The following is a 22,724-nucleotide window of genomic DNA, read 5'->3' as shown; positions in this document are numbered from 1 at the left end:
AAAGAAAAAGAAGGAGACAACACACAGCTTGACCCCGGCATGAACCGAAATCCATAATCAGAGGTGGCTCACTTCTCGGTGAAAAACCCGGCTCACTTCTGGATGAAAATCAACAACAACTTGCCTTCGGCTGTCTGAACCTCAGCAATATCAACGTGAAAGTAACCGAGCGGATAGGCCTTGAATTTTTTCTTCGCGGGCTTGTCGCCGTCAACCTCGGGCAGGCGGCTGATATCGTGCCGCTGTAAGCAGCGGTGCAGGGATGATCGGCTCGGGTGTGGAATCGAAGGCTGCAGTGAAGAGAGGCAATCATCCAGCGGCAGCAGCCTGTGCCGCCGGAACGCGACAATGATCGCCTCTTCATCAGGCGTCAGCACTGTCGACTTGGCGTCCTTCGGCCCGGTTGGCAGATCGGCAACCGACGTCCGCTTGCGCCACTTGGCCACCGTCTTCTGATTGATCCCATAGCGCGCCGAAAACGCCCTCAAGCCCTCTTCACTATTTTGTATTGCTCCCCTCTCGGCGATTGCAAAGCAATCACCTGCCGGGCAACGGACGGATTGCCTCAGTCGTGGTGGCGCTGCCGTGAAGAACCTGTCCCATAGTGCCTCCTTCCATTCGGAGGAAAAGATCGCACCATCAAAGTCCGGGATCAAACACCTAGAGGACGGGCGTGTACTCGATGAGACGGACTGCCTAGATAAATTCCAAAAGAAAAAGGGCGCTGCATCTGTGCAACACCCCCAGTATCGTTGCGACTGCCTACACAATCACCTACACAACTTTTGCCCCCGCTTTTGACTGCCTTTTAACCTTATGAAGTTAAAGGGGAAACGGGCTTAGAAGGACAAGATCATTACTTGATCTTGCCTTCTTTGTATTCAACATGCTGACGCTTGACGGGGTCATACTTGTTGACCGTCATCTTTTCGGTCATGGTCCGAGCATTCTTCTTGGTCACATAGAAGTGCCCGGTGCCAGCCGTCGAGTTCAGACGGATCTTGATCGTCGCCGGTTTGGCCATAGTCGTCTCTCCTGCATCAAGGCAACACCGTTGCCCTGCGAAATCTCTTGAAGCCTGCCTTTTACGGATCAAGGCGGCAGAGTCAACAGCCAAACGCCAAGTTCTGCGATCTGGCGGTGATCTAATTGCGCGCGTGCCGCGCAAGTCTGTCAGCGCTTACGCGCGGTGGGTGCTTGGGACGACGGAACGGCACGATTTCGGGTGGAAGGCGGGCCTCAAGCCTTAGAATTTGAGTATTTAGCAAAGAGCAATCCATAGCCATAGCCGTAGCGTGTTTTACATCACGATACGCTTTCGCAGATACCAGATGACTGGGGTCGAAAAATTGCGCGGACGGCCTGTAAGCCGGATTTTGTCCAAGGGCCCAACCTTACGGCGGATGCCCTCTGGATGACCATTCCTCTGCCACCCGTGTTACCACGAGCAGTCAAGCTGCCAACCCGGGCCTCTGGGCTGAAAGATCCGTGTGGTGGTCTCCGCTGTCGTCGCCAGCTTGCGCTTTTGACAGTCGCGGACCGAACCCACGCGAGGCCCCTATTCGGCATTGCTCCGGGTGGGGCTTGCCATACCGTTCTTGTTACCAAGACCGTGGTGGGCTCTTACCCCACCGTTTCACCATCACCGCAGATCCGTCCAAGGCAAGCCCTGAACACCACGGCAGTCTTTTCTCTGTGGCGCTTTCCCTGGGGTTACCCCCGCCGGGCGTTACCCGGCACCCTTCCTTCATGGAGTCCGGACTTTCCTCGGGGCTTGCACCCCGCGGTCATCCAGCCATCCGCGCGAGGGCGGCAATAGGCGCAACCGCGCGCCGCTTCAAGCCTTTTCGGCGCGCGTCGCGCTTGCAGGCCCGAAACGAAGAAAGCCGTCAGGCTTGATGCGTACCTCAGGCCTCAAACCGCCGCACCAGATCGCAGGCCAACCCCGCATCCACCGCATCCACCGCATCCAGCGCCCCGCGCGCCCATGGCCTGAACCGCAGCCGGAACGCCGCCAGCAGATCAGCCTCTGCCGCATCTGGATAGCCAAAGCGGCGCAGCGCGGGCAGGAAGGCCGCAACATCTGCCTCCGCAGCCTCAGGCCACACCGCCAAGCCCTGCAACGCCAACCGCCGCCAATCAAACCGCGCTCCGGGATCGCCCTTGCGGCTGGGCGCCATATCCGAATGTGCAATCACGCGATGCGCGGGTATCGCCCAGCGCTGCATGATCCCTGCCAGTAAACCTTCCAGCGCCGTCATCTGCGGTTCCGCAAACGGCTGAAGCCCGGTATTGGCCAGCTCAATGCCAATCGAGGCCGAGTTCACATCCGTAACGCCCGCCCACTCCCCCGCGCCTGCGTGCCACGCCCTTGACGCCTCCGGCACCAAGCCCTCAACGACTCCGGTTTCCGAGATCAACCAATGCGCCGAAACCTCAAATGCCGGATCGCACAGCCGCGCCCGCGCCGCAGCGCAAGACGCCATCGCGGTGTAATGAATCACGATGATGGATGGCAAAACGCCGCCTCGCCGGTCGCCAAAATTCGGCGAGGGCCAAGGCGGCGTTGTGTCACTCAAGCTCAATTCTGAACGGCAGCCCGGAACGGCGTCGGGTCCCAAGCGCAGGCATAGCCATCGCCGTCCGGGTCCAGCCCCTTACGGTCGCGGTCCGGCCCCCCTGCCGCCAAGAACGCCTCTTGCGCGAGGTCCGGCGAGGGGAACTTGCCGCAAGCCGCGTTATAGCTGTTCAGCCGCAACCCGCCGCGTTTGTACATCTGCGTGCCCTTGGGGTGGTTGGTCGAAATCGCAAACTGCACGATATTCGGCGCGTCGCTGCCACTGCGCTGTGGCAAAGCCGTCGGCTGATCGACCTGATACTGCGCGCGGTTGCGCTCAATCCGGGCCTTGTCGCTCTCAATGGTTTCGCGCTTGGTCACCGCCTGAAAGTCTTGCTCGTCCGAGACGGTGCCAACATTGGCCGACGATCCCGGCACATTCGCCATCTCGGATGTGGTCTCGGCAATCCCTGCTGGCGCATTGCCACGCGCGCGCTCACCGCTGCCAATCACCGCACCCTGCGGTTGGCCATAAGGTTGTGCTGATGGCGCGGCATAGGGCGAACTTGCCGCCTGCGCGCTGAGTGGCACATTGGTCGGCGTCAAGGCCGTGTCAGTGTTCTTGCCCTCGGCCTTGTCAATCGCAGCCAGTGCCCCGCCCGGTGTGAACCCAGCCGCATGTGCAGGCGTCACCGGGGCAGGCGCGTTATAGGCATTATAATCCTGAAACCCCACGCCCGCACCCGAATCGGGTACAGCGGTTCCACACCCAGCCAGCCCAAGGGCGGCCAAAATCATCACAAAGCTACGCATCGTCTCTGCCTCGGCGGTTTATTCTGATATTGGCGCTTACCACCATTTATCCGGCTTGGCCACAAACCCCGCAGCGCGTTCCAGAACATAAGCGTGATTGAGCAATCCGGCCTCATCCCAAGGCCGCCCCAGCAGTTGCAGCCCCATCGGCAGGCCCTTGCTATCAAGGCCCATCGGCACCGCCACTCCCGGCAATCCGGCCAAGTTCGCGGTCACGGTGAACACATCGTTGAGATAAACCTCAACCGGGGTCGCCTTATCCATCTCGCCCAAGCCAAAGGCCGAGGTCGGCGTCGCAGGTGCCAAGATCGCCTCAATGCCGGAGGCAAACGCCTGCTCAAAGTCGCGCTTGATCAGCGCGCGGACTTTACGCGCCCGGTTGTAATAGGCGTCATAGAACCCCGCCGACAGCACATAGGTGCCCACCATGATGCGGCGCTGCGTCTCTGGCCCAAAGCCCTCGGCGCGGGTCTTCTCATACATCTCGGTGATGCCATCGCCCGCAGCCAGTGCTGCCCGATGCCCATACCGCACCCCATCATAGCGCGCGAGGTTGGATGAGGCCTCTGCCGGGGCAATCACATAATAAGCAGGTAAAGCATATTTCGCATGCGGCAGCGAGATATCCACAATCTCGGCCCCCGCAGCGCGCAGCATCTCGCGGCCTTGCGCCCAGAGCGCATCAATCTCAGCCGGAATACCCTCAATGCGGTACTCACGCGGAATACCGATCTTCTTGCCGCGAATATCCCCGGTCAAAGCCGCTTCAAAATCCGGCACCATGATATTGGCCGAAGTCGAATCCTTCGCATCATGCCCCGCCATCGCAGCCAAGAAAATCGCCGCATCGCGCACCGATTTCGTCATCGGCCCCGCCTGATCCAACGACGACGCATAAGCCACAATGCCCCAACGGCTGACCCGGCCATAAGTCGGCTTGATCCCCACCGTGCCGGTAAACGCCGCAGGTTGCCGGATCGAGCCCCCCGTATCCGTCCCCGTCGCCGCCAGACACAAATCCGCCGCCACCGCCGCAGCCGACCCGCCCGAGGACCCTCCCGGAGTGCGCAGCACATTGTCAACCTTCCACGGGTTCACCGCAGGCCCGTAACAGCTGCTCTCGGTCGCCGAGCCCATCGCGAACTCATCCATGTTCAGCTTGCCCAGCATCACCGCGCCCGCGCCAAACAGCTTCGCGGTCACGGTGGATTCGTACTCCGGCACAAACCCCTTCAGGATGTGCGACGCAGCTTGCGACGCCACCCCCTTGGTGCAGAACACATCCTTGATCCCGAGCGGAATCCCGCACATATCCGGCGCATCGCCGCCCGCAAGCCGCAGATCCGCCGCCCGCGCCTGTTCCAACGCAATCTCGGGCGTCTTATGCACAAACGCGTTCAACGCATCGCTGGCATCAATCGCCGTCAGGCAAGACATCGTCAGATCAACCGCCGAAATCTCCCCCTTGCGCAACGCATCCCGCGCCGCCGCAATGGTCCAGCTGTTCGCGCCCCCCGACATGTTCGCGTTCATTCCACCACCTTCGGCACTGCAAAAAACCCTTCCCGCGCATCCGGCGCATTGGCCAGAACCGCCCGTCGCTGATTGCCATCTGTCACCAGATCCGCCCGGCGCGCGAGGCGCATCGGCGTCACCGACACCATCGGCTCGATGCCCGTCACATCGACCTCATTCAACTGCTCCATAAAGCCCAGAATGCCCGAAAGCTGCTCCGCCAGCTTCGGCAAAGCCGCTTCCTCCACCCGGATACGCGCCAGCTTGGCCACCTTGCGCGCGGTGTCGATGTCGATGGACATGGGGTCTCTCCGCAAATTGATTGGCCGACGTTTACCCGCCAAGGCCAGATGCCGCAAGTAGGGTGGGTCGCGCCCCACCACGCAGCCAAACGCAGGGTGCGCTTCAGCGCAGCGCCCCTTCGCACCACCCTCACCCTATCCACCCGAATACCGCTTGCCTGCGCAGCATAATTCGCCCACGTTTGGGTCAGATTATCCCGTAAATCACCCTATAACCCGTTGGAATTTTGGAATTATGCTCGATGCAGACTATAGCGTAAAAGCTGCTCGACACGCCTTGCGGGCATTTCTGCCGGACGAAGAATTCGCGCTCGCCTCGCTCAAAGATCCGACAAAGCTTTATGATACATGGGTGTTTCGCTGCAAACTACGCGGCAAGAACTCCACCTTCGTCTGCAAACTTAGTACACCTGACGCGGCAGGTCGTGCCAAAATCCTCAACCAATATCAACGCCTCAAATCGACCAATGCCGCGATGAAAGACCCGCTTTTAACCACACCGCAAGCCCTGGCCTTTGTGGAAAAAGACTGCGCCCTGATCATGGAATATGTGAAAGGTGACTCGCTTCAAAACCTCCTGCCGCATTTCGCCAATCTTACCGAGGCCAGCACCCATCTGCAAAACGCAGGCCGCTGGATTTCCAGCTTTCAACAGCCGACGATGAAACCTGCGCCATTCGACGCCAAACCACACATGAATTGGCTGCTGAACAAGCTCAAAAGGCACGAAGAAAAGCTGATGCTGATTGCTGACTACGATGCGTTCATGGCGGATTTTTATCAGCTTGAGCGGCACGCGGCCCAAGCCCAAGGCTTGCCCTGCACACGCTGCGTGACGCACAGAGACTTTCATCCCGGCAACTTGGTTTTCGGCCGCAAAGGCGCGGTCTATGGCATAGATTTTGAAAACAGAAAGGAAGATGACGCGCTACGGGACGTCATGTCGTTTCTGTTCGATTTTGCGATAAAATGGCCTGTGCACACCATGGCGTTTGACAGTTTTCAAACCGCCGCCGCTGTCTTCCGGAAGGGATACGCCGACCATGTAACCGCGCCCGAGGTGTTTGAGTTTTTTCAAAAGTTTTCGGCCCTGAACGGATGGTCGGGCTTGGAGAGCCGCAATCTTGCAGATCAAAACAAACAGCACAGACTGAAGTGGTTGCAGCAACTGGCAAAAACCTCCCTCCTCGACATTGCGCGCTAACCTGTCAGTCAACCGGGCTGATCCCGTCGCAGGGTGAATAGGCACGGCACCACGCCCAGAAATTTGCTCTTTTCGAAATACTCCCGCGCGGAGCGCTCCAGCGGCTATCGCTACAAAATCACCGATTTCGCCGCCAAATCCCCACCGCGCCACAAATACAGCGCCGCGAGCGGCTGATCCCCGCTGCGCATCGCATGCGGAGTCCAGCTTGGATGGTGTATCGCCTGCCCCACAGGCACCTGCACGAACGCACCCACGCCCATTTGCCACTCCGCCACACCGGAAATTGGCAGATAAACCTCCTCTGCCGCATGGGCATGCGACGGATAGCTGATCCCCGGTGCCAACAGCAGCACGCCGCAAGCGATCCGCGCGCTGGGGACTGGCCCGCGCAAGCCGATAAACTCGCTCCATCCATAGCCGCGCAGAAACGCCGCGCCAAAATCGCCCGCACCATAGGTCTGCCGCCACGACAAATCTGCCGCGACCTGCTGCAACTGCGCCACGACCACCGCGGTATCGACCGGGCCCGTCTCTGCCTGCAACTCCGGTATCCAGTCGCAAACCGGCAAAGTGCCCGCCACAATCTCGCGTCTTTCAGTCACGGCGGGCCAGTCCGCCAAAAATGCCGCCGCCTCCGGCACTGGCGCAAACGCCCGTTTCACCAACTCCAGCAACCGATCCATTCTGCCCTTGCTCCAGAAACCCCGTATCCCCACACTGCGTTGCGCCCGTACCGCTTGCAACCCTTTGCCGGCACGCCAATCTTACCCCCCCATTAACCACACCCCTCACCCCCCTAAAATTCCCCCATAAAAACAATGGTCCCGAGTTGGGACCCTCGCCAAACACCCCCTTCCCCTCCTGCCGTTCCCGCCCTAAACTCCCGCCAAACCCCAGCCAAAGGACCCCAAAATGCCCCCCATGATCGGCGTAATCGGCGGCTCCGGCGTCTATCAAATCGAGGGGCTGGAGGGCGCAAGCTGGATCAAAGTCCACACCCCTTGGGGCAAACCCTCGGATGAAATCCTGATCGGTCGCCTGAACGGAACCCCGATGGCCTTCCTGCCCCGCCACGGTCGCGGCCATGTCCACTCCCCCAGCTCCGTCCCCTACCGCGCCAATATCGACGCCTTGAAACGCCTCGGCTGCACCGACATCCTCGCCGTCTCCGCCGTGGGAAGCCTGCGTGCCGACTACCAACCCGGCGATTTCGTGCTGGTTGACCAATACATCGACCGCACCTTTGCGCGCGAGAAATCCTTCTTCGGGCAGGGCTGCGTCGCCCATGTCAGCATTGCCCACCCCACCTGCCCCCGCCTCGGCGCAGCCTGCCTGCAAGCGGCCCAAGTGGCGGGTATCAAAACCCACCCCACCGCCACCTATCTCGCGATGGAAGGCCCGCAATTCTCCACCCTCGCAGAATCCCGCCTCTACCGCAGCTGGGGCGCCGATGTGATAGGCATGACCGGCATGCCCGAGGCCAAACTCGCCCGCGAGGCCGAGCTGTGCTACGCCTCCCTCGCGATGATTACCGATTTCGATTGCTGGCAAGAGGATCACGGCGCGGTCGATGTCGCGGCGGTGATCCAAACCCTGACCGCCAACGCCAACGCCGCCCGCAGCCTGATCACCAACCTGCCAGCCCTGCTACCGGACCACCCCACCTGCCCGCATGGCTGCGACCACGCGCTGAGCTACGCGTTGATGACCGCGCCGGACAAACGCGACGCCGACCTGCTCGCCAAACTCGACGCCGTCGCAGGCCGCGTGTTGAAATGCCCGGACTGAAAATGAAGGTGCTGTTGCTGGGGGCGGATGGGTTCATCGGTCGCCATATCGCCTTCTATATGCGCGAAAAAGGCGTGCAAGTCACCGCCCAAGCCCGCAACCCCGCCCGCCTGAAACGCATGGGCTTTGCCACCCTGCACGCGGATTTCAGCAACCGCGCCACCCATGCCCCCGCCTTCTGGCAGCCGCATCTCGACCAAAACACCCATATCATCAACGCCGTCGGGCTGCTGACGGGCACCGCGAGCGCCTTCGAGGCCGTGCATGTTACAGCCCCCAGCGCCGCCTATGCCGCCCGCCACCCCGGCACCCAAGCCCTGCTGATTTCCGCCGTTGGCATTGAGGCCGACACCCAATTCGCCCATTGGCGGCGCGCGGGTGAAGCCGCCGCCACCGCCACTGAGGCGATCATCTTGCGCGCAGGTCTTGTGCTCGGCGATACATCCTACGGCGGCTCCTCGCTGATCCGCGCCCTCTCTGCCCTGCCCTTTGTCACCCCCGTGATCGGCACAGGCGAGCAACCCTTCAACCCGATCCACGCCAGCGACCTTGCCGCTATTGCCTTTGAGTGCCTGCAAAACCCCAGCCCCGGCATTTGGGAAATAGGCGGCCCGCAAACCGTCAGCCAAACTGGCATCCTGCGTGCCACGCAAAGCTGGCTTGGCCTGCCACAGCACCCCTTGCTGCACATCCCAATCCCGCTCGCCCGCCGCTTGGGTCAAATTGGTGACGCGCTGAATATCGGCCCGATCTCGGCCACCTCGGTCGCACAACTGAACCAGGGCGTGCTGGCCGATCCCGCGCCGCTGTTGGAGAAACTAAGCCACAAACCTCGCGCCTTCACCCAATTCCTGCAATCCCGCCCCGCTGGCACGCAAGACCTGTGGCAAGCGCGGCTTTACCTGCTCAAACCCTTGATCCGCCTGACCCTCGCCGCGCTTTGGCTCGCCTCCGCCGCCCTCGGCCTGCTCACCCCCGCCGAGACTTACCTGCCCCAAATCGCCCTTCCCGCAACCCTGGCTCTGATCCTCGCCACAGCCGGAGGCTTAGCCGACGCCGCCTTAGGCATTGCCTTGCTGCGCAACTGGCGACCCAAAACCACCGCCATTCTGCAACTGCTTATGGTGCTAGGCTACACCCTTGGCCTGACGATCATCGCCCCCGCCCTCTGGCTTGATCCGTTTGGCGGCCTCTTGAAGAACCTGCCCATCCTCGCGCTGATCCTCAGCCATCTCGCCCTTGCGGAAGAACGTTGATGGACCCGTATCTCATCGCCCGCTGGCTGCATATATTGTCCTCAACCCTGCTGTTCGGCACTGGCATCGGCACCGCCTTTCAAATGGTCTGGGCGATGCGCACTCGAAAGCTCGAAACCATCCACTCTGTTGCCTCTGGCGTGGTGATCGCAGATTGGATTTTTACCACCCCCGCCGGGGTGATCCAACCGCTGACCGGGCTTTGGCTGATCCACCTCGCAGGCTACACCCTTACCGAGCCGTGGCTGCTCGCCAGCTACGCGCTCTATACATTCGCCTTCCTGTGCTGGGTGCCCGTCGTGATCCTGCAACTCAGAATCCGCGACCTTGCAGGCGTTGCCCTTGCCAGCCACACGCCACTCCCCGCCCGCGCCACCTGCTATTTTCGTATCTGGTGTGCCTTGGGCATCCCCGCCTTTAGCGCCCTTGTCGCGGTGTTCTGGCTGATGGTAAACAGACCCGACTTCTAAGAGGACCCTGATGAAAACCGTCAAAGACTACATCCGCACCATCGTCGATTTCCCGCATGAAGGCATCCTGTTCCGCGATGTCACCACTTTGTTCGCCGATCCGCGCGGCTTTCGGATGTGCGTGGACCAGTTGCTCGCCCCCTATGCCGGGATGCGGATTGATAAGGTGGTCGGGCTGGAAGCGCGCGGGTTTATCTTGGGCGGGGCGGTGGCGCATCAGCTTTCGACCGGCTTCGTGCCGATCCGCAAGAAGGGCAAACTTCCGGGCCAGACCATCAGCCAAGCCTATACGCTGGAATATGGCGAGGCGGTGGTCGAGGTCCATGAAGACGCGATGCAACCCGGCGAGAAAATCCTGTTGGTCGATGATCTGCTTGCAACCGGAGGCACCGCCGAGGCCGGCATCAAACTGATTGAACGCTTGGGTGCGCAAGTGGTCGGCTGCGCATTCGTCGTTGATCTGCCAGACTTGGGCGGGCGCAAAAAGCTGGAATCCATGGGGATGGAAGTTCACGCACTCTGCGCCTTTGAGGGGATTTAACGCCGCCCCCACCTTTCTCACGCCGCCCCGGACTTGATCCGGGGCCTCATAATCCGGCGCAAAACATCGCCCAATGCCAAATCTCGATCAACATTAACGGCCTGTTTACCGAATCATTCTAAATCTGAGCTTCTAAGGCCAACCCAGCCTTAGGGTGACGCTGCTTGCAACACGTGACCCACCCAACCCCAGCGCCCTGTCGGTTTTCCGGCAGGGCGTTTCTGATCGCCAAATGTCCTGTCGTCAGGATGAACTCGCAAAGCCCGCCCCAGTCCATGGCTCGCTTTGGGTGTCAAAGATCGGCTCAAACCCGCCCCAGACCATGCGCTTGCCGTCAAACGGCATCTCGGGCATTTCTTGCCAACGCGCGTCGGTCTGCATCCTGGCATGCGCCGCCTCATAGGTCTGCTGATCGGGCCATTCGATCCACGAAAACACCACCGCTTCATCCGGTGTGGCCTTCACCGCCATCTTGAAGTCGGTGACTTTGCCATCGGCAATCGTTTCGCTCCACGTCTCGACAATCCGCAGCGCGCCGTATTCCTTAAAGATCGGTGCCGCTGCTTGCGCAGATTGAATGTAGGCCTGCTTTTTGGCTTTTGGCACCGCGACGAGAAATCCTTGAACGTAGCTCATGATTCGTCCTCCTGTTTCGGCATGGTAACGCTCAAACGGCCAAACCTGCGATCCGTTCCCCGATCAGCCAGCAGATCAACCAATCTCCGCCTATGCGCGCAGCACGGCACCCGGATTCATAATTCCCAACGGGTCTAGCGCCGCCTTGATCGCCCGCATCGCCGCCAACTTGCCCGGATCGCCGTAACGCTCCAGATCCTCCACCTTCAGCCGCCCCAAACCATGCTCAGCCGACATCGACCCGCCCAATTCATCGACCAGATCATGCACGCAGGTTTTCACCGCATCGCGTTGATCTTCATAATCTTTCCGACTGCGCCCCAAAGCCGGGAACACGTTGTAATGCAAGTTCCCATCGCCCAAATGGCCAAAGCAATTCACCCGGAAATCGCCCATCGCCGCCAACCGAGGCCCGGCTTTCGCGATAAACTCTGCCACCAAGCCCAGCGGCACCGAAATGTCATGGCTGCTGACCGCCCCGATCATCCGGTTGGCTTCCGGGATCGCCTCACGGATGCGCCACAACCCTGCCCGCTGCGCTTCCGATGCCGCAATGACGCCATCCGATACCAGACCAGCCGCAAGCCCCGCCTCAAACAGCCCGCCCAAGTGATCTTCCGCCACGCCAAAGCCCGCAGGCAGACCGATCTCGATCAGCACCATCCACTCCGGCATCCCGATCGGCAGCTTCACCTCGGGGATACGCTCGGCCAGAAACTGCAACCCCATCCGCCCGATCAACTCGAAGGCCGACACCATCCCCGACAGCCGCTCTTGCGCCAGCGACAGCAATTTCAGCGCAGCCTCTGGGCTTTCCACCGCCAACAGCGCGGTGCCCACCACGCCGGGCTGCGGGAACAACCGCAAACTAGCCGCAGTGATCACGCCCAAAGTGCCCTCGGCCCCGATCAGCAGATGCCGCAGATCGTAGCCGGTGTTATCCTTGCGCAACCGCTTCAAGCCGTTGAAAATGCTGCCGTCCGGCAGAACAGCCTCAACCCCCAGACACAAATCCCGCGCATTGCCATAGCGCAGCACGTTCAAGCCGCCCGCATTGGTGGAAAGGTTGCCACCAATGCGACAGGTGCCTTCCGACGCCAAAGCCAGCGGAAACACCCGGCCCAGATCACTGGCATGACGCTGCACATCGGCGAGGATCATCCCGGCCTCGACCACCAGCACGTTTTCCTCGGGATAGCTGCCGCGCAACGCCGCCATCCGCTCCAGCGACAGCACCACGGGCGCTGGCCCCTCAGGCATCAACTGCCCGCCGACCAACCCGGTGCCGCCGCCCCAAGACACCAGCCCAACGCGGGCCTCAGCACAAGCCCGCACCACCACCGACACCTCAGCCACCGTTCGGGGCAGCGCCACCACACCCGCCAAACCCTGCCAGCGCCCGCGCGGCTCTTCCAGATACCGCGGCTCTGGTGCGTGCAGCGCCCCTTCGGGCAACTGCTTACGCAAGACCTCAACGAAAACCGGATCGGCAGGGTTCAGCATCTGAAAGCCTCAAGAAAGGATCGGCAGCTTAAACGGCAATCGTGCGCGCCAAAGCCGCAATCGCCGTGGCCGAGGTTTGGTTGCGCGCGGTCTTCACCATGCTCAAACCCGCCTCCAGCTTGGTCGCCAGCACAGACCGCCCAATCCCATTCGGCGCTAGCAGATAAACCGCCTTGTCAGAAAACAAGATCTGCTCGCCATTTGCCGCATGGGCCGACAAAACCTGCACCGCCGTAGCCGCCGCTGGGCTTGCCAAGAAATAGACATGCACCGCAGCACCATCTGCCACGCCTTGTTTTTTGAACGGGTTCGCCGCCAAAATCGCATCGTATTCTTTCAAGCCCATCACGAACATCGGCGGCGCAAAGCCGAAACGCTCTTTCATCGCGGTGGTGATTTTCGTCTCAACCCCGGCCACGCCCGGATCAAGATACACCGCATTGCCGCTTTGCAGATGGGTGTGGATTTGCTGAAGCCCTTGTTCCAACAGCATTTGCCGGAACTCCGGCATCGGCAGGCGATTGGCGCCCGACACGTTCACGCCGCGCAACAGCAGGACTTTGACTTCACTCATTGGGCTCTCCAGACAAGACCCCACCCGCTCCGGCGTAGGGCTGCCGCCTGCAAAGCAGCGACTCAACCCACGTCCGTGCGACCACGTCGGTCGTTCCGTAAGTTGGCGTATAACACATGGTTCCGCCAGCGCCCGTTGATTTGCAAATAAGATTGCGCAACGCCCTCATATTTAAAGCCAGATTTCTCCAGCACCCCGCGCGATGCGATGTTTTCTGGCAAACAGGCGCTTTCAATCCGGCTTAGATCAAGCTGAGCGAAGGAAAAATGCACCAAAGCCTGCACCGCTTCCTTCATGTAACCCCGCCGCGCAAACGGCGCACCGATCCAATAGCCCATGGTGCCCGCCTGCACCGGGCCACGGCGGATATTGTCCAATGTCACCGCGCCCAACAACTGCCGATCCTCGCGCCGGAACATCAACATGGGCAGCGCCGTCCCCGTGGCTTCCGCCCGTCCCGCCCAATAGACCCGGTTGGTAAACGCCTTGCGGCTGAGGTGATCATGCGCCCAAACCGGTTCCCACGGCGTCAGATGCTCTACCGAAGCCTCACGCAGACCCGCCCAAGCTTTGTAATCGCTGTGCGCAGGCAAGCGCAACGTCATCCGCTCGGTTTCAACCACTGGCCTGCGGCGGAACGACAGCATTACGCCGCCAAACGCTTGCGAATATCTTCCAGCGAGGGGGCATCAGCCACCGGACCATACAAAGCCAAAGCCGAATCCGCCTGTGCCAACTCGCCCGCATAGCGCCGCACATCGGCCACCGTCACAGCGTCTATCCGGGCGACAGCCTCATCGACCCCAGGCACGCGGTCATAAATCGCCAGCAATCGGGCAATGCGTTCGGCGCGGCTTGACGGACTTTCCAGCCCCATCAGCATCCCGGCCTTGATCTGCGTCCGCGCGCGGGCCACCTCGGCCTCAGACATATCATCCGCCGCGCGCTTCAACTCATCCATGGTGATCTGGGTCAGTTCGCCGATTTCTTCCGCACTGGTGCCCGCATACAAGGTGATCTGACCCGCATCTTCATACGCCCCCGACTGCGCGAAGATCGAATAGCACAGCCCGCGTTCTTCGCGCACCTTTTGGAACAGTCGGCTCGACATGCCACCGCCCATCGTCATCGCATAGACCTGCGCGGTATAGACATCCGGGTGCCGATAGCCGGGTGCGTCAAACGCCATGGCAAAATGCACCTGCTCCAGATCCTTGACCTCGCGTCGCTCCGACCCCTTAAACGTCGCCGCTTGGAAGGTCGTCGCGGGCTTGGCCTTCATGCTGCCAAACATCGCCTCGGCCTGTTTCACGATTGCATCGTGATCCACAGCGCCCGCAGCCGCCAAGATCATCTGCCCCGGCCCATAATGCTCGGCGACAAAACCCTGCAAATCCTTGCGGTTGAAAGAAGAAACCCGCTCCTCCGGCCCAAGAATCGTCCGCCCAAACGCCTGATCGGGGTAGCTTGCCTCTTGCAGCCAATCGAACACGATATCGTCGGGCGTATCCAACGCCTGCCCGATTTCTTGCAAGATCACATGCCGTTCAACCTCAATCTCCTTCTTGTCGAAGGCTGGATTGAGGACAATATCACCAATCACATCCAAGGCGAGGCCGACATCCGCCTGCAACACCCGCGCATAATACGCGGTCATCTCGCGTGAGGTATAGGCGTTGATATAGCCGCCAACATCCTCAATTTCCTCGGCAATCTGCAAACTGGTGCGCCGCTTGGTGCCCTTGAACGCCATATGCTCCAGAAAATGCGCGATGCCGTTCTGCTTGGGCTTCTCGTGCCGCCCCCCCGCCATCACCCAGATGCCAGCGCTGGCAGACAGCAGCCCCGGCATATGTTCGGTGACGATACGGAAGCCGTTCGGCAAGGTGGTCAGGCGCAGTCCGGCAGATGCAAGGCTCAACGGGCAATCCTTTCGCGGATCAGGGCCTGCAAAGCGCCCAGATCATTCGGCACACGGGTGACACGTTCCGGGCGCGCGAACAAGTCCGCCATGCGGGGGGGAAGTTGGGGACGCGTGCCTATCGCCACCTCGACCGCGTCGGGGAATTTCGCCGGATGCGCCGTGGCAAGCGTGATCATCGGGGCCGCGCCCAGATGTTCCTCGGCCACTTTCACCCCAATAGCCGAGTGTGGGCAGAGAATTTCGCCAGTTTCCGCAAAGGCGCGTCGCATCGTCGCCGTGGTCTCATCTTCCGAACACCGCCCCGAAGCAAACGTCTCACGCAGCATGCCCATCGCACCCTGCGAAATATGGAACCCGCCCGCCTTCAACTCCGCCATCAACGCCGAGACCGCCGCGCCATCGCGCCCATAGGCGTCAAACAACGCCCGCTCAAAGTTCGACGACACCTGAATATCCATCGACGGCGAGATCGACGCCGTCACCCCGTTCTGCACATAATCCCCGGTCTTCATCGCCCGGTCCAGAATGTCATTCTGGTTGGTGGCGATCACCAGTTGCTCAATCGGCAGCCCCATTTTCCGCGCAATATAACCCGCGAAAATGTCACCGAAATTCCCCGTCGGCACGGTGAAACTAACGCTGCGATCCGGCGCACCCAAAGCCACGGCGGCATAGAAATAATACACCACCTGCGAAAGCACCCGCGCCCAGTTGATGCTGTTCACCCCCGCCAACCGCACGCCATCGCGGAAGGCGAAATCGTTGAACATATCCTTCACGCGGGCCTGGCAATCATCGAAATCACCATCCATCGCCAAGGCGTAAACATTCGCCTCGGAAGGCGTGGTCATCTGCCGCCGCTGCACATCGCTGACGCGGCCATGCGGATACAGGATAAACAGATCGACATTGGCAAGGCCCCGAAACGCCTCCATCGCCGCCGACCCAGTATCGCCGCTCGTCGCGCCAACGATGGTAATGCGCTCACCGGTCTTCGCCAGTGCCGCCTGCATCATCTGACCGATCAACTGCATGGCGAAGTCTTTGAAGGCCAGAGTTGGCCCGTGGAACAATTCCAGCAGGAAATGGTTCGGCCCCAGCTGCACCAAAGGCGCGCGTGCCGCATGGCCGAAACCCGCGTAAGCCTTCGCAATCAACCCCTTGAACTCGGCATCGGTAAAAGTCGAGCCCAAATACGGCCGCATCACCCGAAACGCGATTTCCTCATAGGTCAGCCCTGCCATCGCCGCGATTTCGGCCTTCGACAACGCAGGCACCACTTCCGGCACATACAGCCCGCCATCCCGCGCCAGCCCCGTCATCATCGCTTCGCTGAAATTCAAAACCGGAGCCTGCCCCCGCGTCGAGATATACCGCATCCGTTCCCCCTAGATTTGCCGCCTGATACGCCAGACCAGCCCCGCTGTCATCACCGCCCAAACGAAAGCCAGCGAAAACCAAGTGATGGCATAGCCCCAATGGTCATTGGGAATAGACGAAGTATCAACCGGCATCGCTTCGATCCCGTCACCGGTTGGCAAACGCGCGACAATAAATGTCGGCTCTGTGTGCAAAACCGCCGCCATCGCCTGTGCATCCCGCGCAAACCACATCCCCGTCGCCGCATCCGGTGGCGGGGTATATTGATTGCTGTCACGCGGCCACATCAGATTGCCCTGCACCGTCAGATCGGTGACATGCAGCTTTTTATGCTTTTCCTCATCCGGCAGAAACCCACGATCGACCAGCAAGCGCCGCCCGTCCGCCATCTGCAAAACCGAGATCACCTGCACCCCGGCCCCCACCATCGGCTGGCCAGACAGCACATATAACGTCTCTCCTGTAAACCGCCCCGCCGCGATCACCGGGCGATAACGATCCTTCTCGGGGTCCAAAACCGCAGGCACCACCACCGCAGGCTCGGAAATCCCCGCCGTCATCTCATCCAGTTGCGCGCGCTTTTCATACATGCGGCCAACTTGCCAGATGCCAAGGCTGCACAGAAACCCCACGCCAGCCAAACCCAGCAGCAGCGCCGATATCAGACGGAATTTCATGCCCAAACCCTGAAACGCAAAGCGCGGGCCACATCGGGCCCGCGCGCTGATCTTATGGCCGATAAGTTAGGCGCTGCCCCAGATATAGACGGCGGCGAACAGGAACAACCAGACCACATCGACGAAGTGCCAGTACCAAGCGGCGGCTTCAAAGCCAACATGCTGTTCCGGCGTGAAATGGCCTTTGTAGGTGCGAATCAGGCAGATCGCGAGGAAGATCGTACCGATCAGCACGTGGAAACCATGGAAACCCGTCGCCATGAAAAACGATGCGCCATAGATGTTGCCCGCAAAGCCAAACGCCGCATGGCTGTATTCATAGGCTTGGAAGAAGGTGAACAGCATCCCCAGCAGCACCGCCAGAATCAAGCCTTGCTTCATCGCCGCGCGGTTGTTGTTCTCATGCACCAAAGCATGGTGCGCCCAAGTTGCCGCACAGCCCGAGCACAGCAAAATCAGCGTGTTGATCAGCGGCAGATGCCACGGGTCGAACATCACGATGCCTTCGGGCGGCCAAACCCCGTCTTTAAGCGGCGACAGCGGCCCCATCGGATACATCGCGTGTTTGAAGAATGTCCAGAACCACGCCGAGAAGAACATGATCTCAGACATGATGAACAGGATAAAGCCATAGCGCAGGCCGATCCGCACCACCGGGGTGTGATCGCCGGTCTGGCCCTCATGCACCACTTCCGACCACCAGGCGAACATGACGTAAAGCACCAGTACCAAGCCGCCAAGCCCGACGAAGGGCTGCGAGCCGTGCATCCACAGCACAAAGCCAAACAGCATGATGAACGCGCCAAGCGCACCCGCAAAGGGCCAGATCGACGGCGGAAGAATGTGGTAATCGTGGTTCTTGGCGTGGGCCATGGTCGGGTTCCCTCGGTTTTCTTATCTTTATTCTATAATCTTGGCGGGTGTCTCGGCAAGAGCAGGCACCGCAGTATTGGCAGCCTGCTTTTGCGGAATATCGGCAACATGGAAGGTATAAGACAGCGTGATCTCTTTGATCAGGCTGGCTTCCGGGTCTTTCACAATCGACGGATCGACATAAAAGCTGACCGGCATCTGCACCCGCTCACCGGGTTGCAGAACCTGTTCAGTGAAGCAGAAACAGTCGATCTTGGTGAAATAGCCGCCCGATTGATCTGGCGTGACGTTATAGCTGGCCTGTCCGCCCACCGGCTTGTCAGTCGGGTTGTAGGCCTCAAAGAACGCAAGGCCCGTCTCACCGATATGCAGCGTCATCGAGGGCACCATCGGGCGGAACTCCCACGGCATCCCGGCTTCGAGCGAGGCATCAAAGCGGATTTTCACCGTCTGCTCCAGCACTTCATCGGCCCCGGTTGCCGCGACCGAAGTGGTGCCCGCATAGCCGGTCACCCGGCAGAACCAGTTGTAAAACGGCACCGCCGCGAAGGACAAAGACAGCATCACCACCGCAACCCCAGCCAACATGGCGGCAGTTTTCTTTTGTGCATCGACAGACTTGCTCATGGCTTCACCGCCCCCGCAGCAGGCGCAGGCGCAGGCGCAGGTAATTCCGGCGCAATCGGCACTGTCGATCCCAACATCCCCGGCGCATCATTGGCATGGCCCAGATCGCCATTGGTCACTTTTACGACGGTAAGCGCGAACACCAGCGCGACAAAGCAGACCAGCGTCAGCCCAACGCCCAAGTTGCGCGAAAACCGCCTGCGGTGAATCTCATGTTCAGGTGCAGGAAATGCCATCACCAGCCCCCCATGCCAGAGCTGTGCAGCACAGCCTCAACCAAAAGTGCTCCAAAATGCAGGAACAGATACAGCAGTGAGAAGCGGAACACCGCCTTCTCAACCTTATACTTGTCGGCCTCGGCCATCACTTCATCCCGCTTCCAGATCCGATACGCCCCGCGCAGGAACTCGGCGTTCAACAGCACCGAAATCGCCAGATACACCGGTCCACCAATCGAGGTAAATCCAAGTGCAATCGGGAACGGGATCAACGCCAAAGTATAGCCCAGCACATGATTGCGCGTCACACGCTTGCCATGCGTCACCGTCAGCATCGGCACCCCCGCTTTCGAGTAATCCTCATTCATGAACAACGCCAAAGCCCAGAAATGCGGCGGCGTCCACATGAAGATCAGCATGAACATCAAGGCCGCCTCAACCGAGACAGACCCGGTCGCCGCCACCCAGCCGATCATCGGAGGGAACGCACCAGCCGCCCCGCCAATTACGATGTTCTGCGGCGTCGAGCGCTTCAGCCACATCGAATACACCACAGCATAAAAGAAAATCGTGAACGCCAGCAGCGCCCCCGCCAGAATATTCGTCGCCAGCGCCAGCATCACAATCGAGATGCCCGACAGCGCCAACCCAATCGCCAAAGCCTCCCCCGGCTGCACCAGACCCGCAGGCACCGGACGCCCCTTGGTGCGGCGCATGATCGCGTCGATATCAGCATCCCACCACATGTTCAGCGCGCCAGACGCGCCAGCGCCCAAAGCGATGAACAAAATCGCGGTAAAAGCCACCACCGGATGCAAATGCACCGGAGCCACCAACAGCCCCACAAACGCGGTAAACACCACAAGCGACATCACGCGCGGCTTCAACAGCTGCACGAAATCGCCAAATCCCGCTTCTTTCGGGGCCTCAAAAGACCGGATATCGGTCATAACGTCCTGGCTTTCTGGTCTAACGCAGGCCCCCAGTACCGGAGGCCCGCTGTGCCGTCGCTTGGGTGTCAGTTCGCCGCGAGCCGGATATTGCCGGTGGTCGTCGCCTGAGCAACCCACGCATCATACGCGGCTTGGCTGACGACTTTAACGGTGATCGGCATATAGGCATGATCCTTACCGCAAAGCGTGGTGCATTGACCGAAATAAATCCCCTCACGCTCGGCCTTGAACCACAACTGGCCCAAACGACCGGGAACCGCCGATTGCATCACCCCGAACGCTGGCATCGCCCAAGCGTGGATCACGTCCGCGCCGGTCACCTGCATCACCACGGTTTTGCCGACCGGGATCACCACAGCATTGTCGGTGGCCAACAGGAAATCCTCTTTCTTGTAGCCGTAATATGCCAGCTTCTTCACCGCCACGTCGCTCAGAACTTCAGCGGTCGACATCGGCTGATCATCACCCCAGCCCGCCGCCGCATCATCAATCTTCATCGCACCATCAATGCGGAAGGCGTCAAACTTCAGCGTATCCGCCTCGCCGACCTTCACATCCGGATATTCATACGACCAATACCATTGGTTGCCCGTCGCCTTGATGGTGATATCGGCGACCGGAATTTCCTGCTGGGCGAACAAAGCGGGCAGCGAGAACGAGCCGATAAACACCAGAATCAGGATCGGAATGATCGTCCATGCCACTTCCAACGGCGAGTTATGCGTGAAAGTCGCAGGCACCGGGTTCCGCTTCCGGCTGAACCGGACCATGATGTACAACAACAGCAGCGTCACAAACGCCACGATCACCGTGATGATGATCAGGATCATGTGATCCAGCCATTGCAGATCGCGGGCGATGTTGGTCGCAGCTGGCTGATGCTCGGTGCCATACGGCACCGGAGCCCCCACGGTTTCCAAAGCCTGGGCCAAGGCGAAGCTAGGCTGCATAAGCAGACCAAGGCTGGCAGCCGCAACAGCGTTGAAAGTCGACTTAAGACGCATGTTCATTTCCCGTATCCAAGGGCAGCTTTCACGCCGCCTTTTTGACCATGCCCAAACAGGGGGCAGAATCCCGTTATCTCTGGTTCGTGAAACCATATTACCCGCTTCCCGACAAGAGTAAGCTGCGGCAAAACCGCGCCACTTGACCAAGATCAAAGCAAAAATCCCACGCAAGGCCGCTGGCAATCGTGGCACTGCGCACTAAGAAACTCCCACACCCCGCCTTGCGATGCCCCGATCTGCCGCTTAAGTTCGCTTCAACCGGGCCAAATCGCGCCCCGAAAGGCCTTGTCCTGATGTCCACCGCATCCACCGACGCCCCATTTCGCCCGTTCGAGACCCATCTTGATGAGGCCACCGCCCTCGCCACCCTGCGCGCAGCGACCGCTGGCGCAGACGATGGCGAGTTGTTCTTAGAGCGCCGCCGCTCGGAAGCCATCGTACTGGATGACGGCCGGATCAAGAACGCCAGCTACGGCGCCTCCGAAGGCTTTGGCTTGCGCGCCGTGCGCGGCGAAGTCGCAGGTTACGCCCATTCGACCGAAATCTCCGAATCCGCCCTGAAACGCGCCTCAGAAACTGCCCGCCTCGCAGTCGGCGATGGCGGCGGCACCTTGGCAGATGCCCCCAAACGCACCAACATCAAACTCTACAGCGATGCCGACCCGATGGCCGACGCGGTGTTTGCCGTCAAAATCGACCTGCTGAAAGAGATCGACGCCTATGCCCGCGCGCTTGACCCCCGCGTGGTGCAAGTCTCGGCCACCATCGCCGCTGGCCTGCAAGAGGTTGAAATCCTGCGCCCCGAGGGCCTGCGCTATACCGATGTGCGCCCGATGGCCCGGATGAACGTCTCGGTGATCATCGAATCCAATGGCAAACGCGAGCAAGGCGGCACCGGCGGCGGTGGTCGCTATGGCCTCGCCGGGCTGATGGAACCCAGCCACTGGCAACCGATGCTGAAAGAAGCCCTGCGCATCGCCCTTGTGAACCTCGATGCCGTTCCCGCCCCCGCTGGCATGATGGATGTGGTGCTTGGCCCCGGCTGGCCCGGCATCTTGCTGCACGAAGCCATCGGTCACGGGCTGGAAGGCGATTTCAACCGTAAGAAAACTTCGGCTTTCGCAGGCCTGATGGGCCAGATGATCGCAGCCCCCGGCGTCACCGTGCTGGATGATGGCACCATCCCCAACCGTCGCGGCAGCATCAGCGTCGATGACGAAGGCACCCCGTCGCAGAAAAACACCCTGATCGAAGACGGCCGCCTTGTCGGCTATATGCAAGACCGCCAGAACGCCCGCCTGATGGGTGTAAGCGCCACCGGAAACGGTCGCCGCGAAAGCTACGCCCATATCCCGATGCCCCGGATGACCAACACCTATATGCTATCGGGTAAAGACGACCCCGCAGGCATCGTGGCGTCGCTCAAAGACGGCATCTACGCGGTCGGTTTCGGCGGCGGCCAAGTCGATATCACCAACGGCAAATTTGTGTTCAGCTGCACCGAAGCCTACCGCGTCCGAAATGGTGTCGTCGGCGAAGCGGTCAAAGGCGCCACTCTGATCGGCGACGGCGCCACCGCCCTCAAGCAAATCCGCGCCATCGGCAACGATCTGAAACTCGACCCTGGCATCGGCAACTGCGGCAAGGCTGGCCAATGGGTGCCGGTCGGAGTCGGCCAACCCACCCTGCTGATCGGCGGCCTGACGGTGGGCGGCTCGCAAACCTGAAGTCATCGCGCCGTCCAACCAAATTGTTGGACGGCGCGCCAGCCGCGCTTACGTGACGATCGGCTCTGTTGCACAAATCGTGAGGGATTCCCTGCGTGACTGCAAGGTGTTAGTCGCAGGGTATGAGCAAACCTGCACCTCCGACCTACCGCACGACGAACTGGCGCTCTTACAAC

Annotated in this window: 24 protein-coding genes, 1 other RNA gene and 1 pseudogene; 6 read left to right on the top strand and 20 right to left on the bottom strand. The window is 60.5% G+C overall.

Annotated features, from left to right (window positions below):
• Positions 1 to 110 precede the first annotated feature (110 nt).
• The 7 genes and pseudogenes from ACP7AP_RS22015 to gatC all read right to left on the bottom strand — a co-directional run.
• Positions 111 to 603, bottom strand: a pseudogene (locus ACP7AP_RS22015) (IS481 family transposase); the annotation flags it as partial.
• Between the two features lie 253 nt (positions 604 to 856).
• A complete protein-coding gene (gene rpmG / locus ACP7AP_RS22010) occupies positions 857 to 1,024 on the bottom strand; it encodes a 50S ribosomal protein L33 (RefSeq protein ID WP_054005708.1) in 168 nt (55 codons plus the stop codon).
• A 325-nt stretch (positions 1,025 to 1,349) separates the two neighbouring features.
• Positions 1,350 to 1,803: RNase P RNA component class A (rnpB, locus tag ACP7AP_RS22005), an RNA gene on the bottom strand.
• Positions 1,804 to 1,907: 104 nt separating this feature from the next.
• Positions 1,908 to 2,510, bottom strand: a complete 603-nt coding sequence (locus ACP7AP_RS22000) for an N-acetylmuramoyl-L-alanine amidase (protein WP_426037733.1) — start codon at positions 2,508 to 2,510, stop codon at positions 1,908 to 1,910.
• Positions 2,511 to 2,581: 71 nt separating this feature from the next.
• Complete coding sequence (locus tag ACP7AP_RS21995; protein ID WP_426037729.1) at positions 2,582 to 3,370, bottom strand: hypothetical protein; 789 nt, start codon at positions 3,368 to 3,370, stop codon at positions 2,582 to 2,584.
• Between the two features lie 36 nt (positions 3,371 to 3,406).
• Positions 3,407 to 4,903, bottom strand: a complete 1,497-nt coding sequence (gene gatA / locus ACP7AP_RS21990; protein ID WP_426037727.1) for an Asp-tRNA(Asn)/Glu-tRNA(Gln) amidotransferase subunit GatA — start codon at positions 4,901 to 4,903, stop codon at positions 3,407 to 3,409.
• A complete protein-coding gene (gene gatC / locus ACP7AP_RS21985) occupies positions 4,900 to 5,187 on the bottom strand; it encodes an Asp-tRNA(Asn)/Glu-tRNA(Gln) amidotransferase subunit GatC (protein WP_426037725.1) in 288 nt (95 codons plus the stop codon). The genes gatA and gatC overlap by 4 nt, the downstream gene beginning before the upstream one ends.
• Positions 5,188 to 5,422: 235 nt before the next feature.
• Between gatC and ACP7AP_RS21980 the strand changes: the two genes are divergently transcribed.
• Complete coding sequence (locus ACP7AP_RS21980; RefSeq protein WP_426037723.1) at positions 5,423 to 6,391, top strand: phosphotransferase; 969 nt, start codon at positions 5,423 to 5,425, stop codon at positions 6,389 to 6,391.
• Between the two features lie 110 nt (positions 6,392 to 6,501).
• Here the strand turns inward: ACP7AP_RS21980 and ACP7AP_RS21975 are convergent, their stop codons facing one another.
• Complete coding sequence (locus tag ACP7AP_RS21975) at positions 6,502 to 7,077, bottom strand: dimethylsulfonioproprionate lyase family protein (protein WP_426037721.1); 576 nt, start codon at positions 7,075 to 7,077, stop codon at positions 6,502 to 6,504.
• Positions 7,078 to 7,306: 229 nt separating this feature from the next.
• Between ACP7AP_RS21975 and ACP7AP_RS21970 the strand changes: the two genes are divergently transcribed.
• Genes ACP7AP_RS21970 through ACP7AP_RS21955 form a run of 4 tightly spaced genes read left to right on the top strand, consistent with a single transcriptional unit; the run spans position 7,307 to position 10,449 of the window.
• A complete protein-coding gene (locus ACP7AP_RS21970) occupies positions 7,307 to 8,182 on the top strand; it encodes an S-methyl-5'-thioadenosine phosphorylase (RefSeq protein WP_426037719.1) in 876 nt (291 codons plus the stop codon).
• The gene (locus ACP7AP_RS21965; RefSeq protein WP_426037717.1) at positions 8,170 to 9,438 is read left to right on the top strand and encodes an SDR family oxidoreductase; all 1,269 of its coding nucleotides are present in this window, start codon (positions 8,170 to 8,172) and stop codon (positions 9,436 to 9,438) included. Before ACP7AP_RS21970 ends, ACP7AP_RS21965 begins: the two co-directional genes overlap by 13 nt.
• On the top strand, positions 9,438 to 9,908 hold the full coding sequence (locus ACP7AP_RS21960) for a DUF2269 family protein (RefSeq protein ID WP_426037715.1): 471 nt from the start codon (positions 9,438 to 9,440) through the stop codon (positions 9,906 to 9,908). Before ACP7AP_RS21965 ends, ACP7AP_RS21960 begins: the two co-directional genes overlap by 1 nt.
• A gap of 10 nt (positions 9,909 to 9,918) precedes the next feature.
• A complete protein-coding gene (locus ACP7AP_RS21955) occupies positions 9,919 to 10,449 on the top strand; it encodes an adenine phosphoribosyltransferase (RefSeq protein ID WP_426037713.1) in 531 nt (176 codons plus the stop codon).
• A 243-nt stretch (positions 10,450 to 10,692) separates the two neighbouring features.
• Here ACP7AP_RS21955 and ACP7AP_RS21950 read toward each other — a convergent pair whose 3' ends face one another.
• The 12 genes from ACP7AP_RS21950 to coxB all read right to left on the bottom strand — a co-directional run bounded on the left by ACP7AP_RS21950 (position 10,693) and on the right by coxB (position 20,818).
• Complete coding sequence (locus ACP7AP_RS21950) at positions 10,693 to 11,085, bottom strand: DUF1428 domain-containing protein (protein WP_426037711.1); 393 nt, start codon at positions 11,083 to 11,085, stop codon at positions 10,693 to 10,695.
• A gap of 90 nt (positions 11,086 to 11,175) precedes the next feature.
• Positions 11,176 to 12,588 carry an FAD-binding oxidoreductase gene (locus ACP7AP_RS21945; RefSeq protein WP_426037709.1) on the bottom strand — a complete coding sequence of 471 codons (1,413 nt, stop codon included), beginning with the start codon at positions 12,586 to 12,588 and terminating at the stop codon, positions 11,176 to 11,178.
• 28 nt (positions 12,589 to 12,616) lie between these two features.
• Positions 12,617 to 13,162, bottom strand: a complete 546-nt coding sequence (locus ACP7AP_RS21940) for a DUF1697 domain-containing protein (RefSeq protein ID WP_426037707.1) — start codon at positions 13,160 to 13,162, stop codon at positions 12,617 to 12,619.
• A gap of 62 nt (positions 13,163 to 13,224) precedes the next feature.
• A complete protein-coding gene (locus tag ACP7AP_RS21935) occupies positions 13,225 to 13,809 on the bottom strand; it encodes a GNAT family N-acetyltransferase (RefSeq protein ID WP_426037705.1) in 585 nt (194 codons plus the stop codon).
• Entirely contained in the window at positions 13,809 to 15,083 is a 1,275-nt protein-coding gene (locus tag ACP7AP_RS21930) for a M16 family metallopeptidase (RefSeq protein WP_426037703.1), read from the bottom strand. The genes ACP7AP_RS21935 and ACP7AP_RS21930 overlap by 1 nt, the downstream gene beginning before the upstream one ends.
• Entirely contained in the window at positions 15,080 to 16,465 is a 1,386-nt protein-coding gene (gene thrC, locus ACP7AP_RS21925; protein WP_426037701.1) for a threonine synthase, read from the bottom strand. Before thrC ends, ACP7AP_RS21930 begins: the two co-directional genes overlap by 4 nt.
• 9 nt (positions 16,466 to 16,474) lie before the next feature.
• Positions 16,475 to 17,143: an SURF1 family protein gene (locus tag ACP7AP_RS21920; protein WP_426037699.1), complete on the bottom strand. Its 669-nt coding sequence runs from the start codon at positions 17,141 to 17,143 to the stop codon at positions 16,475 to 16,477.
• Between the two features lie 66 nt (positions 17,144 to 17,209).
• Positions 17,210 to 18,016, bottom strand: coding sequence for a cytochrome c oxidase subunit 3 (locus ACP7AP_RS21915; protein ID WP_426037697.1), 807 nt, complete (start codon positions 18,014 to 18,016; stop codon positions 17,210 to 17,212).
• 27 nt (positions 18,017 to 18,043) lie between these two features.
• Positions 18,044 to 18,643, bottom strand: coding sequence for a cytochrome c oxidase assembly protein (locus ACP7AP_RS21910; RefSeq protein WP_426037695.1), 600 nt, complete (start codon positions 18,641 to 18,643; stop codon positions 18,044 to 18,046).
• Positions 18,640 to 18,879 carry a hypothetical protein gene (locus ACP7AP_RS21905; RefSeq protein WP_426037693.1) on the bottom strand — a complete coding sequence of 80 codons (240 nt, stop codon included), beginning with the start codon at positions 18,877 to 18,879 and terminating at the stop codon, positions 18,640 to 18,642. The genes ACP7AP_RS21910 and ACP7AP_RS21905 overlap by 4 nt, the downstream gene beginning before the upstream one ends.
• Positions 18,879 to 19,811 (bottom strand): heme o synthase, encoded by a 933-nt coding sequence (gene cyoE / locus ACP7AP_RS21900; RefSeq protein ID WP_426037691.1) that lies wholly within the window; start codon positions 19,809 to 19,811, stop codon positions 18,879 to 18,881. Before cyoE ends, ACP7AP_RS21905 begins: the two co-directional genes overlap by 1 nt.
• A 68-nt stretch (positions 19,812 to 19,879) precedes the next feature.
• Positions 19,880 to 20,818, bottom strand: a complete 939-nt coding sequence (gene coxB, locus ACP7AP_RS21895) for a cytochrome c oxidase subunit II (protein WP_426037731.1) — start codon at positions 20,816 to 20,818, stop codon at positions 19,880 to 19,882.
• A 296-nt stretch (positions 20,819 to 21,114) separates the two neighbouring features.
• On the opposite strand from coxB, the gene tldD reads away from it, so the two are divergent.
• On the top strand, positions 21,115 to 22,548 hold the full coding sequence (gene tldD / locus ACP7AP_RS21890; RefSeq protein WP_426037689.1) for a metalloprotease TldD: 1,434 nt from the start codon (positions 21,115 to 21,117) through the stop codon (positions 22,546 to 22,548).
• The last annotated feature ends 176 nt before the right edge of the window (positions 22,549 to 22,724 follow it).

Source organism: Cypionkella sp. TWP1-2-1b2, assembly GCF_049896245.1.
Lineage (GTDB): Bacteria > Pseudomonadota > Alphaproteobacteria > Rhodobacterales > Rhodobacteraceae > Cypionkella.
Note: the sequence above shows the minus strand (reverse complement) of the source record. Positions and strands in the feature narration are given on the sequence as shown.